This is a genomic window from Aneurinibacillus migulanus (assembly GCF_001274715.1).
GTDB lineage: Bacteria > Bacillota > Bacilli > Aneurinibacillales > Aneurinibacillaceae > Aneurinibacillus > Aneurinibacillus migulanus.
On the sequence record NZ_LGUG01000004.1, the window covers coordinates 3,547,384 to 3,564,076 of the forward strand.

The window sequence follows — 16,693 nt, forward strand, 5'->3', positions numbered from 1 at the left end:
TTTTCTTAATTAAAAATCTCCTCGGTTAAAGCCTCAATAAATCGATTTTTCAAATAATAAGAACGCAAATCATATAATTTGTGTCAAATTTTTCGACACCCTTTTCTAGTCCTCACTCTTTGCTTATTTGGTACTTTTTTAGTTTATAGTATATTGTCTGCCGTGGAACTTTGAGTATTCTTGCTGTTTTGGCTATGTTGTGGTTTGTTTTATCTAAAATGTCTTGAATAATCTTCTTTTCATAGTTATCCATTAGTTCCAACAAAGACATATCATTTAGCGTTGTTTCATTTTTGCTGCTTGATACTGAATCGATAATGTACTTGGGCAAATGCTCAATCTTAATTTGTGCGCCGCTGACCGTGTTAAATGCACTTTCAATACAATTTTTCAGCTCCCTTACATTTCCCGGCCAGTCATACAAAAATAAAAACGATTTTGCCTTTGACTCGATCTCTTTAACGTTTTCATTAAACGCTTGATTATAGTGCTTAATAAAATGAGTACACAGGTGATCAATATCGTCTTTTCGGCTTCGTAACGGTAAAATTTCCACATTCACAACATTCAAGCGATAAAACAAGTCCGCTCTGAATTTACGCTCAGCTACCAGCCTTTCCGGTCGTTCGTTCGTTGATGCGATAATTCTGACGTCAACGGGTATATCTTTGTTGTCTCCGATTCTCCGAATACTTTTCTCTTCAATCACACGCAACAATTTAACCTGTAAATCAACCGGCATGGAATTGATTTCATCCAGAAAAATGGTCCCACCGTCAGCCATCTCGAAAATTCCTTTTTTATCCTGAGCTCCTGTAAAACTACCCTTCATCGTACCAAACAGTAAGCTTTCAATAAGCGAATCCGGAATCGCCGCACAGTTTTGCGCAATAAACGGACCATTATATCTTTTACTCTCATTATGAATAGAGTGCGCGAATAGTTCCTTCCCCGTCCCGGTTTCCCCATAAATGAAAATGTTCGAATCTCTTGTTGCGGCTTTCTGTAATTTTTCTTTAATCGCTATCAGTTCCGTATTTTTTGTTACAATATCATCAAACGTATATTTGGCATTAAGGTTTGATACAAGTTCATTCACAAATCTTCTCTTGCTTCCATCATTATAGTCATCCATATTTATAGAAACAATCACAGCTCCAAGCAATCCCGACTTATGTTTCAAGGGAAATGCGGAATTTACGGCATTAACCGTAAAATCGTTATTTACTTCGATGGTCTGTATTTCGTTAACAATCGGTTCCCCGGTATCCAATACTTTGAGTATCGTGCTTGTCTCCCTCGTCAGCCAGGGATATACCTCCAAAAGCGACTTTCCTAACACCTCATCGCTTCCCATTCTATTGCATATATCATTATAATTATTGTAATACAAAATATTCCCATCTTTATCCACTATACAAATCAAATCGGTTTGCTTAAAAATTTTTTTCATTTGATTAAGTTGTTTTCGGTAAATAAAAATCTCCTCCTCCCCTAGTGTATAATTATTTTACACATTTTCTAAATATTTTTACACTACCAATGTAAGCATGAAGAGCTAATCTTTACAATTAACACACCCAAGCAGTCCATACGGCAGCTTCAATATACTAGCACTCTGGTAAACAAGCAGAGATGCCTTCAAAAAATAAGCCAGATACGTTCGTATTATTGAGAACACTTTAAAACATAATAAAAACCACAAACAGATTATCGTTGAAAACTTTGGAAAAAGAGGAAGTCGTACAGATGGATTGCTTGAGAGGCTGGAGCAAAACACAATCTCTTCTGCGATTGAAGATACGGATATCGTTCTTATTACGATAGGGGCCAACGATATAATGAGGATTGTGCGAGAGAACTTCAACCATTTAACATATGAACAATTTGTCAACAAACAATTGAGAGCCCTAGCTGAGAAACGAATACAACAAGATTGAAACAGGGGATGTTGCATGTTTGAAAGTCCGCAAACGAAAAACAAATGGAAACAATTATTCTGGATTGTCGTCGGAGTGAACGCTACTGTCATCATAGGAATAATATGGTTGCTTTTTCTCCCTTCTCCCGACATCAATCCTCCTCCTATACAAGAGCCGAACGAAAAAGGGACTGAATTTACCGTATCTTCTACTAAACAAAACTTGAATCAGCTAATGAACAACTACCTGAATACACTATCAAAGAATACGCCTCTTGCTTATACAGTCTCTCTAGGCGAAGACGTCCAATTACGGGGATTTATCGATGTTTTTGAGAGAAAAATTCCGCTTATCGCAACGTTTGAGCCAATCATGCAAAAAAACGGCGATCTTGTATTACGACAAAAATCAATTGCGATAGGCAGACTTCATCTGCCAAAAAGAGCGGTGCTTGAATATGTACGAGATAATTACCCTATGCCTGAATGGATTGGTGTGAATCCGAGTCAGGAAAATATGTACGTAGCCGTTACGAAGATGAAAACCAAAAGCGACTTTAAAATAAAAGTAAAGGAATTTAACCTTACACAAAATCAGCTAATCTTTACCATTAAGGTTCCAAATAAAGCGTTCGGTTTTTAAGATGTTGATACAACTATGCATAGAAATACATTCGGGTTGTGGAAACTTCCCTTTTTCCACAACCCGTTTTATATACGATGTGTCCTCGCTTTACCCTCTCCGCTCGCATACTGCTTTCTCTAATCGAAGCATCGCTTCTTCAAGCATGGCACGAGAGCAGCCGAAATTAATCCGTTGGAAACCTTCTCCCCCTGTGCCAAACGATGCCCCATTGTTAAGCCCTAGTCGAGCCTCTTCTACCATGAATTGTTTCAATTCGCCCCCAGAAAAACCAAGCCTACGGAAATCGAGCCATCCAAGATACGTTGCTTCCGGCACTCGCATTCGTATTTGTGGTAGCCTCTCCTGTAAGAATCGCTCTATGTATACTGCATTTCCCTTTAAATACACAAGCAATTCTTCAAGCCATTCTTCTCCTCCCTTATAAGCGGCAATGCATGCTTCAATACCAAACAGGTTAACATGATCAGTTCCGGCTTTCCTAATTGAAGCCTGCAACCTTTTCAACAGCTCAGCATTCTCGGTGAATGCAATCGAGGTAAACAGCCCCGCTACGTTGAATGTCTTGCTCGGAGAGAGAAATGTAATGCATCTCTCAGATGCCTCTGGTCCAAGTGAAGCAAAAGGAATGTGTGTATCCTTTCCATATACGAGATCAGCATGAATTTCATCTGTTAGAATGAGGATATCCCGTTCGGCGCAAATCGCCGCTACGTGCACAAGCTCTTCTTTTGTCCATACTCTTCCTACAGGATTGTGGGGATTGCACAAAATCAGCAGCTTCGTTCTGTCATCGATTTTGCTCCGTAAATCTTCGAAGTCCATCACATAGTGTCCATCCTGTTCGCGCAATGGATTCTCGATAACATGACGACCACGACTTAACGCGACATTGAAAAATGGCGGGTATACAGGCGGTTGTACAATGATATTATCTCCAGGCCGGGTGAATGCTTCTACTGCTGCATTCAAGCCCGACTCGACACCCGAGACAGCCGTCATCCACTCAGGCTGAACCTTCACGTTAAAACGACGTGTCATCCACTGGGAAGCTGCTTCAAAAAGTGCTTGTGGCGTCCCAGGATAACCATATACCGGATGTCGGGCACGTGCAACTAATGCTTCCGTTACGCACGGCGGAGAAGCAAAGTCCATATCAGCTACCCATAATGGTAAAACATCTCCCGTGCCGAATATACTTTGAAGGTAGTCCCATTTAATAGAGTTTGTAGCTGTATGATTTATCGCTGTATCAAAATCATATTTCATGGATAATGTACACCCTCCAACTTTTTAATCTATACTATAGTATTTTCCAGCATAATGTGTAAAATCCTTTTTTGTCGATGGCTATGTTTTTCAAAAATTGTGCGCAGTATTTTTATACTATATTATTCATATTATAGCCGCTCTTCTATTTTCCATGCTTTTCTTATCCCTGCTTTCTCTTTCGCGTAAGAAAGGAAGGAGAAAATCCGGGGCTAGAAAAAGACACATCAGCCTTTCTTCTACCAGATCGTAGGGCACATCCAACCTCTTCTTTTTTCCGAATCTCCTCCTTCCAACCCCACTCCCCTGTCAAAATATCAAGTATAATTTATATAGATAATGCACGAAAAATTAGCGCTGTATTATGTCCACCAAAGCCAAGCGCATTGCTAAGTACAACGTTTACTTCCTTTTCCCTTGCCTGATTAGGTACATAATCCAAATCACAGTCCGGATCAGGGTCTTCTAGGTTAATGGTTGGCGGTATCATACCCGTATAGATGGCAAGCAATGAAAAAATAGCTTCTACCGCTCCAGCCGCTCCCATCATATGTCCTGTCATCGACTTGGTAGAGCTGATAGGAACACGATAGGCATAATCCTGTAGAAAAGCCTTTAGAGCCTGTGTTTCAAATCTATCATTATATACAGTGCTAGTACCATGTGCATTAATATAATCAATATCGTTTCTGTTAAGTTTTGTCTCTTGAAGCGCCAGTTCCATCGCCCGTATGCTGCCTTCTCCCCCAGGGGCAGGACTTGTAATGTGATAGGCGTCCCCTACAGTTGCATAGCCTATAATTTCTCCATAAATACGCGCATCTCTTCGCAGAGCGGAATCAAGCGATTCTAAAACGAGGGCGCCCGCACCTTCTCCCATAACGAGACCATCTCTTTGTCTGTCAAACGGTCGGCAGGCTGTAGCCGGATCCGAATTAGAAGAAATCGCTCCCATGGCGCAAAAGGCGCCGATTCCAAGAGGGGTAAGCGAAGCTTCAGAACCTCCCGCCACTATCGCATCTGCCTCCCCTCGCTGAATTGCGCGAAAAGAATCTCCAATGGCATTGGCCCCCGAAGCGCAAGATAATACCGTGCATGTATTTATACCTTTGGCACCAAGCGCAATCGAGACCTGACTTGCCGCCATATTACAAATAACGGTTGTGGTTGCAAACGGATACAGATTTTTATATCCTCCCTCCTGCAAACTTTTGTAGCTCTCCTCGAAGCTCTCAATACCACCAATAGCTGTTCCGAACCAGACACCAATACGTTCAGGGGAAATATGTTTTCCGATCGTAAGTTCAGCATCGTTTACCGCCATCAGCGAGGCGGCAACGGCATACTGGGCAAAACGATCCATTCGATGTCGCTTGTTGATCTCTATATAATCGGAAAGATCGAAATTTTTTAGCTCTGCAGCGGTTTTTGCGGAAAAATCCGTGCAATCAAACCTTGTAAGCGGCCCAATTCCTGATATGCCGCGGATAGCGGCCTGCCATGTCTCTTTCACTGAATTTCCCATCGGAGTAACTGCGCCCATCCCTGTAATTACAACTCGTTTCATCATATGCATCCCCCTTTATGCTGTTATCCAAATATTGTAATATACTCGTATATTATATCTTTTTTTTCATTTTTCCAAGTCTACCTGTGCAGGAATATGGACATATTCCTCACAGATAGCTTTACAAGATCGGGTACTTCGGTTCGTATTTACAACAAGCAGCAAACTAAGGTTCAATAAGAGCACAACTTTTGGAAGTCTGATGGATAAAAGTCTTCTATGAAGCAGCTAAGAGAAGGTTATGGAAAAAGACTGTGGGGTTATTGATGGAAACTACAGTAGAACGTGGGACGTTAGTCTTGATATACCGGGGAGGATATATCTTTTTTGTGTAATTAAAAGATATTTTAAGTATAGAAATAGGACGGGACCTGATATATATACATCTGATTTAATAAATCGACAAATGTTTATAGTGGGAGGTAAAGACTATACCGAAAAACTTGATGTACGGTTTTACACTCTTCATCTAACACTTTAAGAATAAGATAAGCAATAAGGACCGCATAGAGTTGATTGAATACGGTATTTTCTGTCGTCCTGAATAAGGTTGGAACGTTGAGATACCTTTAATTAAACTACCCTTCAGCCGAACAAAAAAGGACTGCCGAAAGCAGCCCAGCTTATTGAATAATCGTACCATTTATTTTAATAAAGCATTTTTTCTATGAATTTTTCAACAAATAGTAAAGCAATAGCACGAACCCATTATCCTTCGATCCCGAAAAAGGTTATGAAAAAAAGAGTGCCTCCTTATAACCGCTAATTGAGGAATAAAGACATTCTTTTTGAAAATATTTTGCTAGTGTTACTAACACCTATTAATCTTAATACACATCACGTTGGTAACGCCCTTGCTTCTGCATATCATTTAGATATGCTTCGGCCGCTTCATGGGTCATCACACCTTCTTTTTCAATAATGTTAATAAGCGTGTTGTGGACGTCTTTCGCCATATATTGCTTATCTCCACAAACGTAGAAATATGCTCCATTTTCTATCCACTCAAACAATTCTTTGCTGTTTTCAAGCATTTTATGCTGTACATATACTTTTTGCGCCGTATCACGAGAGAACGCAGTCTCTAATCTTGTTAATACCCCATCTTTTTGATATTTTTCTAACTCGTTTTGATAAAGGAAATCCGACGCTACATGCTGGTCTCCAAAAAATAGCCATGATCTACCTGTTGCTTCATTCACTGCACGTTCCTGGATAAAGGAACGGAATGGTGCAATGCCTGTCCCTGGACCAACCATAATAATATCTTTATCTTGAGACTCTGGTAGATTAAAATGTTTATTTTGTTGAATAAATACTGGAAGCGTATCTCCCTCTTGAAGACGTTCAGCACATAAAACAGAACAAACACCTTTTCGTTCGCGTCCGTGAGCCGTGTAGCGTACGGCACCGATGGTTAGATGCACTTCCTCGGGATTAGCGGAAATGCTACTTGCAATTGAATATAGCCGTGGTGGAATTTTTCTTAATAAAGAGACGATCTCTTGGGCAGAAGCTTTCCATGGACCAAAATCACGTAACAAATCAAGCAAATCACGCCCATCGATATATTCTTTCAGTTGATTTATATTTTCATTCGATACAAGCTTTTGTAACTCTTCGTTTTCTGTTAATTCCGCTGCCTGCTGTATAATTTTTTTCGTTAATAACGTAATTTCAAAGTGTGTTGTTAGCGCTTCTTTTAATGGGAGTGTATCACCTTGCTTATTAATTGTAACATCCATTTTTGCATCCCATTTCATTTCCTCAAGAAGAGCAGCCACTAGTTCCGGATCATTTTCAGGGATAATACCAAGGCAATCACCTGGGACATAGGAAAGGTCAGAGCCTTTTAACGATAACTCGATATGCCTTGTTTCTTTACTAGAGCCAGCTCCATTTAAATTTATATTTTTAAGAACTTTTGCTTGAAATGGATTTGTCCTTGAAAATGTTGTTGGCACTTTTTTGACTACAGTAGATTGCATAATATCTTCACCTCAAAAAGTTGTATAAACCTAGGGTAACACAGGAAAAGAAAATCAGATACGTTTTTTTTACATACATTTCTCAATAATAGATATTTGTTAATTATATACATCTCACATTATAAATTTACATATTCTTGTGGTAGGAGGTAAGAAAAGAAGGAAGGGCGGTGGGCGGGAGCGGTCGGAAAAAGACACGTCCGCCCTCTTCTTTCTCCATTCCTCCTCCTTCCAACCACGCTACCCTATCAAAATATTAAGTATAACTTATATAGTAAGTTAACAGTCTTATTACACTAACTTGCCTGTTAGTTGAGCAGAGAACAATTTTGTCCAGTAATCATCTTTTTTGTTTAGTAAATAATTTTATTGTCACAATACACTTTTCACAGTTTTAAATATGATCTTGTAATTCAACTCCAGACGTACCATGTTTTACTATATAATATAGGCCGGATGGTAAAATACTACATAAGTGAGGGTATTAAGATGCTTTTCGTTCCCGGAAAGTGTCTGTTAAGTGCGCGACGAAAGAAAGCTGGAATGACACAAAAGCAACTTGCAAAAAAGATCAAGAAAACAGCTCAACGGATTTCAGACTATGAAAACGATCGAATGAAAATGTCGTTGGCTGTTTGTAAAAGCGTATCTTTCCATTTAGACTGTTCAATCGAAGACTTATATGAGTGGGAAATAGTTGAATCAATACCGCGTTCTTACAGACAGGAAAATGAGTAGAGGGTTTCTCTACTCATCACGGGAAAGTACCCCGTTTACGAGTACCTTCTTATAAAATTATGTTAATATAGGTAATATATTGTAGATATATAGAAGGGCTTGATCTCAATGAATGATAAGGAAGAATTGCTGTACTTAATTGAAATAAGTAGAAAAGTATTGATAGAGCTTGCCCAACAATATAATTATAATTTCCAGCATCCCGAAGTGCTCGCAGCCAGTCAGAAATTGGACGAGCTGCTTTTGAAAGCTGCGTTCTTTTCTGAAGTACCACCAAACTGATTCAACCCGTAAAGCGGTGGACATCAAGGGTGTTGATTATCCAGCATTATCCAAAGCAGATCGTCACCACACCGTGCCCTAAACAGGCGTCGGTTCGTCTCCCGCACAGAAGCGTAGAGGGCCGCTTTTTACCCCCGCCAGGCGGGACAGTAAAACATCTGGGTAGACGCGAAGAGGGAGACAGTTGCGGTCCTCTTTCGCCTGGCCGGGGTATGTGCTCGAGAAGGGAGACGGAAAGCCTTGTTTGTATCCCGTTGTGGTGGGAGGTAAGAAAAACACACGCTGGCCTTTCTTCTGTCGGAGCGCAGGGCACACCCAACCTCTTCTTTTTTCCGAATCTCCTCCTTCCAATCACACTCCCCTGTCAAAATATCAAGTGTAATTTATATTTTTCGCGTTTTGCTGGCGATACTTCATGAAACGCCTGGCTATCTACTATTCCATAAAAGAGATCGGAAGCGATTGTAGTCCACGAAAGCCAACCAGATCTCTCCATTGCGGCGTTACTGACTCCAGATGTAGGTAAGGTAACTGATGCAAAAGGGTGTTGATAGCAATTCTGGCTTCCATTCTTGCTAGCAAAGCGCCCAAACAAAAATGAATCCCGGCACCGAACGCTAGATGAGGATTCGGGTTACGTGTAATGTCTAACTGATCCGGTTTGGGAAATACGGACGGATCACGGTTTGCAGCACCCAATACAATATACATTTGTTCATCTTTTCGAATGAGAACGTTACCGATTTCTACATCTTCCGCTGCAAAACGAACGGTCATTTGAGTCGGGCTTTCATATCGCAAAAATTCCTCGACCGCAGTAGAAATCAAAGCTGGCGCCTCCCGCAGCTTGTGAAGCTGGTCAGGATGCCGAAGTAGAGCGAGCATACCGTTTCCAACGAGGTTGACCGTGGTCTCATGACCGGCAACAAGCAGGAGAATGCATGTAGCGACCAGCTCTTCTTCATTCATCTTATCCTCTTGTTCACGGACTGCCAGAAGAGCACTAATGACATCGTCTTGGGGGTGCTTACGTCGCTGTGTGAAAAGGCAGTGGAAATAGTCTATTAGCTTATGCGCCATTTCTCCGCCTGCAGAAAGTGTTGTTGCAGTTCGGGACAAATCAATAGTGCGCACCATCACGCTTGCCCATTCTCTAAATTGTGCACGATCTTCTGCCGGTACACCTAACAGTTTGGCAATGACAAGGACAGGCAGAGGAAAAGCGAAGTCAGAAATGAGGTCCATCGTTCCCGCTTCTTTTACTTGTGCCAGTAGTTCTTGGGCGGTTTCTTCAATATACAGCTGTAGGCTCCCGGTAATAAAAGGAGATAACGCCTTATTGGTTAGTGTACGCAATCTCGTGTGATCCGGCGGATTTTGAAACAGCATCATATTTTTTTGGATCTGGACAAGCGGCTCGTATGCTTGCGAAATTTGTGGAATACGCATCCGTTTCTCGAAACGGGCATCTTTCAGGATCGCTGCAGCTTCCTTGTAGCCCGTAATAAACCATCCTTCCGGCTGTACTGAGGATAACCAGTGAACGGGGCTGGTCGCACGAAGTTCGTGATAGAACGGATAAGGATTTTCCAGAAATGGAGGAGATAATGGATTGAGTCCAAGACGTTCTCCTACTTTTGAGACTGAAGGCATTATGCACTGTTTTTCTGACATCTACTACACTCCTCTCACTCAATTGTTAACTTAATTATAAAATAAGTTAACACATTCTTTATTATATGTTTTCAGAATTAAATAACAAGGGGCTTTATCCGTTGAAAAACGTGGAGAACAATCAGCATACATAAAAAAGCCATAAGTAATGGATACTTCGCTAAGTGGTCATACTAGCAATCAATATCAAATACAAATGAGAAGTATAGACTTAAGAGGAGGAAAGAAGATGAGTCGTTTAAAAGAGCAGGATATCACGACGATCTCCCTACTAAAAAAGCGAATCAATTCATGCACGCCCAAACCATTAACAGATCTTCTACATACCGATGCATTTCAAGGTTATATCGCAAGCATGGGCATGTTAATGAATGTATATCATCGCCAAATCTCATCCGAACAAACAGTGATCGACTTCTGTACGCTGATTAGGCTTGAACAAAGTAAAGGGATGGTTATCCTCATCATTACTTTTGCAGATTACACCGCCTTCATCCAAGCACAGCATTACTTGTCATTAAGTGATACAGAGCAAAAAGTATTGCAATTGGGCATCAATGAGTTTAACGAGCGAGCGGCTCACCTACAGCTGATACAGATTGAAAAAGAGACAGTGGCCAGAGCAGAATGGGATTTTAGCACAGTGATTTTTGATGCACAGAACGTTCTAAGACAAGCGGTAGCACTTCTAGAAGAATTGGATAAAATTTATAGTGAGGTACAGTATTACACCGCAAAAGGTATTTGACAGGGAAAATTACTTATTGCCTTTTAACATGGATGAAGTGTAAAATAAATGCAACTTTTAAATCGACATTCATGAATGTCTAAAAAAGAGGTGATAAATAATGACTCCTCGTACAAAAGAACAAAATGAAGCTATCCGAAAACAGCGTATTTATCAAATCCGTAATACAGCCGCGGAAGTTTATTTAGAAAAAGGCATGAATATGGAAATGGGTGATATTGCCAAAAAGGCCGGGTTAGGTCGAGGAACGGTATATCACTATTACAACAACAAGATAAGCCTGATTGAGGATTTACTAATTGAGGCGTTTGAAGAAGCCAAAAAAACTACAGTCGAGACGTTGAACACACATGAACCACCATTGATTCGATTGGAACAATACGCAAAACGCCAGCTTGGAAGTTGGGTTCAACAACCTTTTGTATTTATCTTATTTAAAAATTTGTTTCAATCTGAACCTATTCCTATACAGAATTATAATGAGCTGCTAAAAAATTTCCATACGTACTTGTATAATCCTGTTACCCAGGCAATAGAAGAAGGGATTCATTCCGGTCAGTTCATCTCAATTGAATCAGGAACGATTGTAAAACTCTTCTTTGGAACTTTGATTGGAACTGCAACCTCTTATATCGGAAAAAATGATGATTCGGATGAAACGGATAATGCGAACTGGATTAATGATGTTATTACTGTACTGTTTAAAGGTTTGAAAGCTTAAATGCAATCAAAAGGAGAATACCTAGTATGATTACGATAAAAAGCGAACGAGAAATCAGAAAGATGCTTGAAGCAGGAAAAATTTTAGCTGCTTGTCACAAAGAAATTGCGAAAATGATCAAACCAGGTATCACTACATTAGAAATCGATAATTTTGTTGAAAGGTATTTAGCTAAATTCGGTGCAACACCTGAGCAAAAAGGGTTTAATGGTTATCAGTATGCTACCTGTGCCTCTGTTAATGATGAGATTTGTCATGGATTTCCCGATCATAAACCACTTAAAGACGGCGATATTGTAACTATTGATTTTGTTGTTAACTTACATGGTGGTCTAGCTGATTCAGCTTGGACTCATACAGTAGGTACTATTTCTGATGACGCGAACCGTTTACTAAAAATCACCAAAGAATCTATGTACAAAGGTATTGAGCAGGCGCTGGTTGGAAACCGGATAGGAGACATTGGTTATGCGATACAAACATTCGTTGAAGCCGAAGGTTTTTCTGTGGTAAGAGATTTTACTGGACATGGCATAGGCGAAACTTTACATGAGGACCCTCCTGTTCCTCATTATGGTAAACCAGGTAAAGGGCCCAGATTGAAAGATGGAATGGTCATAACCATAGAGCCAATGGTTAACCTGGGTTCCTGGCATTCCAAAATGGACGCAAATGGATGGACAGCGAGAACAATTGATGGTAAACTTTCGGCACAATATGAACATACAATTGCTATTACGAAGAATGGACCGTTAATTTTGACCGAACAGGAGTAATTTAACAAAAAAGAGGATTTTGATGGAAATATGCTAACCGGGAACCTCCTAATAAGGACTCCCGGTCACATACAGAGTATTTATAACGATTGCTGCACAGAACTCCAGTCCATCTGAAGATGCTTACTGTATTTTTTTATGCGGGAAAGCACACGCTCTGCCTCCTGTCCCTTAAGCGGGGTGGGCTGATAATTATTCCGTTCTTTAACAGAAGAAATCGATGCCGGAATGACCTTGCACTCCTTTTTTTCAACAACTTCCCCATTCCTGACATGAAACGTCTGCTGAAATATAAACGTATCTTTATCCGTTGGATTGCGATTTCCACCGAATATAAAATTACCAAGACTATAGACGATATACTTACCTTTATATTCTTCTATTCCTTGGATAACATGTGGATGATGACCTAGCACCAAATCAGCTCCGCTGTCTATCGCATATCGGCCAAGCGCCATCTGCGTGCTATTCGGATAATTGCTACGTTCCACTCCCCAATGAAAACTGACGATAACAATACGTGCCCCTTTAGCCCGAAGCTGTGTAATATTATTATAGATTTGTGTGCGAAGAGCAACCGTATTGTCCCATCCTTCATAACCTAAAGCTCCGACCTTAACGCCTTTAATATTAGTCATATATGTATGATCATAACCGAAAAACCCTACGTTATACTTTTTCAGATTGTTGATAGTATCCTCATATCCCCGCTGTAAATAGTCATGTGTATGATTATTTGCAACATTTACTGCCTCAATACTTCCCATACGCAATATCCGGGCGTTTTCTGGTGCCCCCTTGAACCGGAATTGCTTTCTCGCCTTTTCCTTTGCTTCGGTAAGTGTAGTTTCTAGATTCACAATGGTAAGATCATCTTTACTGAAAATGTCCTTTACATTTTGCGAAAAGAAAGGATACCCGTTTTTCTTTAATTCATGATTAAAACTATTAGGGTACGGGAAGCTTTCATCGGTTCCGATCGTTACATCACCAGCAGCGCTAACAGTAATTGTTTTTAACTGTTCGCTTAGCGAACTGCTTTCAGGTAAAAGAGCAGCCGGCCTTTGCTCCGGTTCTCCTTTATCCGGTTTCGGTGCAGCGTCGTTCACCTCCCCTGCTATACTCGAAGGTTTCACTGTCTGTACCGTATTATCTTTTTTATAGCCTAGCAACACAGCATACGTTACTGCTCCACATAAAGATATCGATAAAATGATCTGTATACATAATAACTGCAGGCGATTCAAATTACCCCTCCCCTATTTTCTACACTTTCTTCCCATTTAATTTATTTTCTCTATTTCTCTTTTTATGTTTATCCTTCGCCGAAAAACACACATAAATTATAGGCAATAAGATAATAGCCTACAAGAAATTGTTTCCACCCCATTCAGACGGGATGCTTTTCACCTATACATTCATCGTAACTATGCTTATGATCACACTACTTGCAACAACCGATGAAAATCCTTCTCTCTTTCCCTATTAAACCGGTAGACAAACTTAATATATTGATGGTATAGTACATGACAATATGATATCCATAGCGAGAAAGAGAGGGGTTTATGCTAGATGAGAGAGTTACTAAAGGAAGTTGCCCGCGGAAAAAAAGGAGCTAAAAATCTATCTTATGAACAGGCTTTACAAGGTGCGAAAATGATTCTATCCGGAGAATCCACTCCGGCACAGACTGCTGCATTTTTTGTAGCAGAGCGCATTAAGATGGAAACTGCTGACGAGTTGCTAGCGTTCGTTGAAGCGTTGAGAGAACATAGTCTCAAACACTCGATACCTGGAAGCGTAGACTGTGCGGGGCCATACGATGGCAGGAAAAAATCATTCTTCGCCAATTTTCCAGCTGCATTCGTAACGGCTGCATGCGGCGTACCGGTTACTCTACACGGCGGAGACTCTTTGCCTCCTAAGTGGGGAATTACCCTCTCTGATATTCTCCATACTCTTAGCATACAAGCCCAAGGACACAAACAAGCCTTCATTGAAGCATCCCGTAAGACTGGCGTATTATATGTCCATGCTGAAACCTGGAACGATAATCTGGCACATTTACGCCCACTGCGTGAGGAACTGGGCTTTCGAACAATGTTAAACACAGTTGAGAAATTATTACGTTACTCTGATGCCCCTTATATGGCAGTCGGAGTATTTCACGGTACAGTATTTGAAAAAATGGCCGATATGATGACGCGATTAGGTGTAGAACGCGGCATTGTTATCCAGGGCATGGAGGGCTCAGAGGATGTGCCCGTACACCAACGTACCCGTACACTATTAGTGAACAGAGGAACACATGAATTGTTTATCGTCGATCCGGAAACCTTGGGCCTGCAAGCCGAGATACCTGAGCTGGAATGGTCCCCGAAGACGCATGCGGATATCGCTCTTGACGTTCTAAGAAATGAAGCTTCCCTGCCATTCCTAAATCTTGTACTACTTAATAGTGCCATTCGCCTGTGGGTAGCGAACAAGGTTCCTTCAATCGAAATTGGAATCGAGGCTGCGGGAGTCGCGTTGACAGAAGGACACGCCCTAAAAAAATTTGAAGCGTGGAAAAATACTGTGCAACAGCATCAAGCTCTTTAAGACCTTCTTTCCAGAAGGTCTTTTATTTTCAATCCGCTAGAGCACCGATCTTTAGTATTTTCTATCGTTAAAAAGGGCAATAAATGAACTGGAAAAACCCATGCTAATAAAATAAACACGAATATACTAAATTGAATCGAAAGGAGGAATAAAATGAAAAAAAAGCAACATCCTGGGGGCAAAGCCTGTCAAGGAAAGACGGAAAACACAAATGTAAAACGTAAGAGTCCCTGTGAAATTGGTCCTATAGATGCGCAGGAGCGTCGCCAAAAAGCTTATCATATTCGTCAGAAAGCAGCCTATTTGCAAAAGAAGCTTCCTCATACCGATCATCCATGTAATGGCGACGAAGATTTATTCTCAAATAAAATCGGCAACTATTCTAAAGGATTGTCACACAATCCTTTAGGTGTGGTTGATCCTAAAGCCTATAAAGCTTTCATTCACGCATTAAAGACTGGTAAACCGGACGACTTTGAACGTATACCTCTAGGGGGTGTTGTCAAATTCGCTAATCCCCAAGCCGCTTATGCATTCGATTTGGCTGGACCTGATAGTCATCATTTAGGAATCATTGCCCCACCGCCCTTCAGCAGTGCGTGGGAGGCAAGTGAGATGGCTGAACTTTATTGGCAGGCACTTACCCGTGATGTTCCTTTTGCAGACTACGGCACCAATACGCTTACCATAATGGCTGCCTCTGATTTATCTGCATTTTCAAAATTTAAAGGACCTAAAGTTAGCGGAGTAGTTACTACCGATACTTTATTCCGCGGAAATACGCCTGGTGATCTAATTGGTCCATATATTTCTCAGTTTCTATGGAAGGACATTCCTTTTGGAGCCACAACCATTGTCCAACGATATCGTACGACAGTAGCTGATGACGATCACATGACTTCATATGAGGACTGGTTAAACATTCAGAACGGATTATCTCCAGCTACGAAGAATGTATTCGATTCTACGCCTCGCTATATCCGCAACGGTCGCGATTTGGGTGAATGGGTTCATTGGGATTTTACCTACCAAGGGCTCCTTGCTACTTGTTTAATCCTGCTTAGTTTTGGAGGTGCAGCTCTTGATCGAGCCAATCCTTACTTACTTTCACGAACCCAAGGCGGATTTATCACTTTTGGCGCACCACATATTCTGGACTTGGTAGCTAGAGCAGCACGGACAGCGTTAGAAGCCGCCTGGTTCCAAAAATTTCTCATCCATCGCCGGCTTCGCCCCGAAGAGTTTGGAGGGCACGTTCACAACCATTTGACAGGCGCTGCCAGCTATCCTATCAACACAGAACTGCTTCATTCACAAGCGGTTTCCCAAGTCTTCAACAAATTTGGCACCTACCTCTTACCTATGGCCTATCCGGAAGGATGCCCTACTCACCCAGCCTACCCTTCTGGTCATGCCTGTATTGCAGGCGCAGCCGTCACTATGCTAAAAGCATTTTTTGACGAATTGTTTGTTATCCCCAATCCGGTTGTAGCCTGTTCTAATGGTCTCTCATTGCTTCCTTACTCAGATTCTTCTTTAACGATAGGCGGGGAATTGAACAAACTCGCCGCTAATATCGCCCTTGGTCGGGATACCGCTGGTGTTCACTGGCGTTCTGACGGAATCGAGGGTCTAAAGCTAGGTGAAAAAGTCGCTATCGGAATCCTTCAGGATTATAAGTCAACCTTCAATGAGGATTTTGACGGCTTCTCTCTCACCAAATTTAATGGGACTACGATAAAAATTAAATAGATTCATACAGTTG

The 16,693-nt window shown here is 41.1% G+C and carries 17 protein-coding genes and 1 pseudogene; 10 read left to right on the top strand and 8 right to left on the bottom strand.

Annotation, left to right across the window (positions count from 1 at the left end; all coding sequences use genetic code 11):
- Positions 1–112: 112 nt before the first annotated feature.
- Entirely contained in the window at positions 113–1,453 is a 1,341-nt protein-coding gene (locus AF333_RS18765; RefSeq protein ID WP_043063721.1) for a sigma-54 interaction domain-containing protein, read from the bottom strand.
- A gap of 259 nt (positions 1,454–1,712) precedes the next feature.
- On the opposite strand from AF333_RS18765, the gene AF333_RS35745 reads away from it, so the two are divergent.
- Complete coding sequence (locus AF333_RS35745; protein WP_407638686.1) at positions 1,713–1,940, top strand: SGNH/GDSL hydrolase family protein; 228 nt, start codon at positions 1,713–1,715, stop codon at positions 1,938–1,940.
- Between the two features lie 15 nt (positions 1,941–1,955).
- The gene (locus AF333_RS18775) at positions 1,956–2,564 is read left to right on the top strand and encodes a YpmS family protein (RefSeq protein ID WP_043063723.1); all 609 of its coding nucleotides are present in this window, start codon (positions 1,956–1,958) and stop codon (positions 2,562–2,564) included.
- Between the two features lie 90 nt (positions 2,565–2,654).
- On the opposite strand, the gene AF333_RS18780 is transcribed toward AF333_RS18775, so the two are convergent.
- The 4 genes and pseudogenes from AF333_RS18780 to AF333_RS18795 form a co-directional block, all read right to left on the bottom strand.
- Positions 2,655–3,833, bottom strand: a complete 1,179-nt coding sequence (locus AF333_RS18780; RefSeq protein ID WP_043063724.1) for a MalY/PatB family protein — start codon at positions 3,831–3,833, stop codon at positions 2,655–2,657.
- A gap of 328 nt (positions 3,834–4,161) precedes the next feature.
- Positions 4,162–5,403 carry a beta-ketoacyl-ACP synthase II gene (gene fabF / locus AF333_RS18785; protein ID WP_407638655.1) on the bottom strand — a complete coding sequence of 414 codons (1,242 nt, stop codon included), beginning with the start codon at positions 5,401–5,403 and terminating at the stop codon, positions 4,162–4,164.
- 452 nt (positions 5,404–5,855) lie between these two features.
- Positions 5,856–5,969 (bottom strand): annotated as a pseudogene (locus tag AF333_RS35750) (IS4 family transposase); the annotation flags it as partial.
- A gap of 258 nt (positions 5,970–6,227) precedes the next feature.
- Positions 6,228–7,388 (bottom strand): sulfite reductase subunit alpha, encoded by a 1,161-nt coding sequence (locus AF333_RS18795; protein ID WP_074715431.1) that lies wholly within the window; start codon positions 7,386–7,388, stop codon positions 6,228–6,230.
- Positions 7,389–7,527: 139 nt separating this feature from the next.
- On the opposite strand from AF333_RS18795, the gene AF333_RS35755 reads away from it, so the two are divergent.
- The 3 genes from AF333_RS35755 (at position 7,528) to AF333_RS32060 (ending at position 8,408) form a co-directional block, all read left to right on the top strand.
- Positions 7,528–7,671 (top strand): hypothetical protein, encoded by a 144-nt coding sequence (locus AF333_RS35755; RefSeq protein WP_235496601.1) that lies wholly within the window; start codon positions 7,528–7,530, stop codon positions 7,669–7,671.
- A gap of 206 nt (positions 7,672–7,877) precedes the next feature.
- Entirely contained in the window at positions 7,878–8,126 is a 249-nt protein-coding gene (locus AF333_RS18800) for a helix-turn-helix transcriptional regulator (protein ID WP_043063727.1), read from the top strand.
- Between the two features lie 108 nt (positions 8,127–8,234).
- Entirely contained in the window at positions 8,235–8,408 is a 174-nt protein-coding gene (locus AF333_RS32060; protein WP_080787547.1) for an aspartyl-phosphate phosphatase Spo0E family protein, read from the top strand.
- Between the two features lie 78 nt (positions 8,409–8,486).
- Here AF333_RS32060 and AF333_RS35760 read toward each other — a convergent pair whose 3' ends face one another.
- Positions 8,487–8,759, bottom strand: coding sequence for a hypothetical protein (locus tag AF333_RS35760; RefSeq protein ID WP_139189177.1), 273 nt, complete (start codon positions 8,757–8,759; stop codon positions 8,487–8,489).
- Between the two features lie 84 nt (positions 8,760–8,843).
- On the bottom strand, positions 8,844–10,061 hold the full coding sequence (locus tag AF333_RS18805) for a cytochrome P450 (protein WP_043063740.1): 1,218 nt from the start codon (positions 10,059–10,061) through the stop codon (positions 8,844–8,846).
- Positions 10,062–10,311: 250 nt separating this feature from the next.
- On the opposite strand from AF333_RS18805, the gene AF333_RS18810 reads away from it, so the two are divergent.
- The 3 genes from AF333_RS18810 to map all read left to right on the top strand — a co-directional run bounded on the left by AF333_RS18810 (position 10,312) and on the right by map (position 12,327).
- Positions 10,312–10,830 (top strand): hypothetical protein, encoded by a 519-nt coding sequence (locus tag AF333_RS18810; protein ID WP_043063728.1) that lies wholly within the window; start codon positions 10,312–10,314, stop codon positions 10,828–10,830.
- A 100-nt stretch (positions 10,831–10,930) separates the two neighbouring features.
- Positions 10,931–11,551, top strand: a complete 621-nt coding sequence (locus AF333_RS18815) for a TetR/AcrR family transcriptional regulator (RefSeq protein ID WP_052811688.1) — start codon at positions 10,931–10,933, stop codon at positions 11,549–11,551.
- A gap of 26 nt (positions 11,552–11,577) precedes the next feature.
- Complete coding sequence (gene map, locus AF333_RS18820) at positions 11,578–12,327, top strand: type I methionyl aminopeptidase (RefSeq protein WP_043063729.1); 750 nt, start codon at positions 11,578–11,580, stop codon at positions 12,325–12,327.
- Positions 12,328–12,407: 80 nt separating this feature from the next.
- On the opposite strand, the gene AF333_RS18825 is transcribed toward map, so the two are convergent.
- Positions 12,408–13,574, bottom strand: coding sequence for a CapA family protein (locus AF333_RS18825; RefSeq protein ID WP_235356568.1), 1,167 nt, complete (start codon positions 13,572–13,574; stop codon positions 12,408–12,410).
- Between the two features lie 325 nt (positions 13,575–13,899).
- On the opposite strand from AF333_RS18825, the gene AF333_RS18830 reads away from it, so the two are divergent.
- Entirely contained in the window at positions 13,900–14,928 is a 1,029-nt protein-coding gene (locus tag AF333_RS18830; RefSeq protein WP_043063730.1) for an anthranilate phosphoribosyltransferase, read from the top strand.
- A 153-nt stretch (positions 14,929–15,081) separates the two neighbouring features.
- Positions 15,082–16,680 carry a vanadium-dependent haloperoxidase gene (locus AF333_RS18835; RefSeq protein ID WP_052811689.1) on the top strand — a complete coding sequence of 533 codons (1,599 nt, stop codon included), beginning with the start codon at positions 15,082–15,084 and terminating at the stop codon, positions 16,678–16,680.
- Positions 16,681–16,693 lie beyond the last annotated feature (13 nt).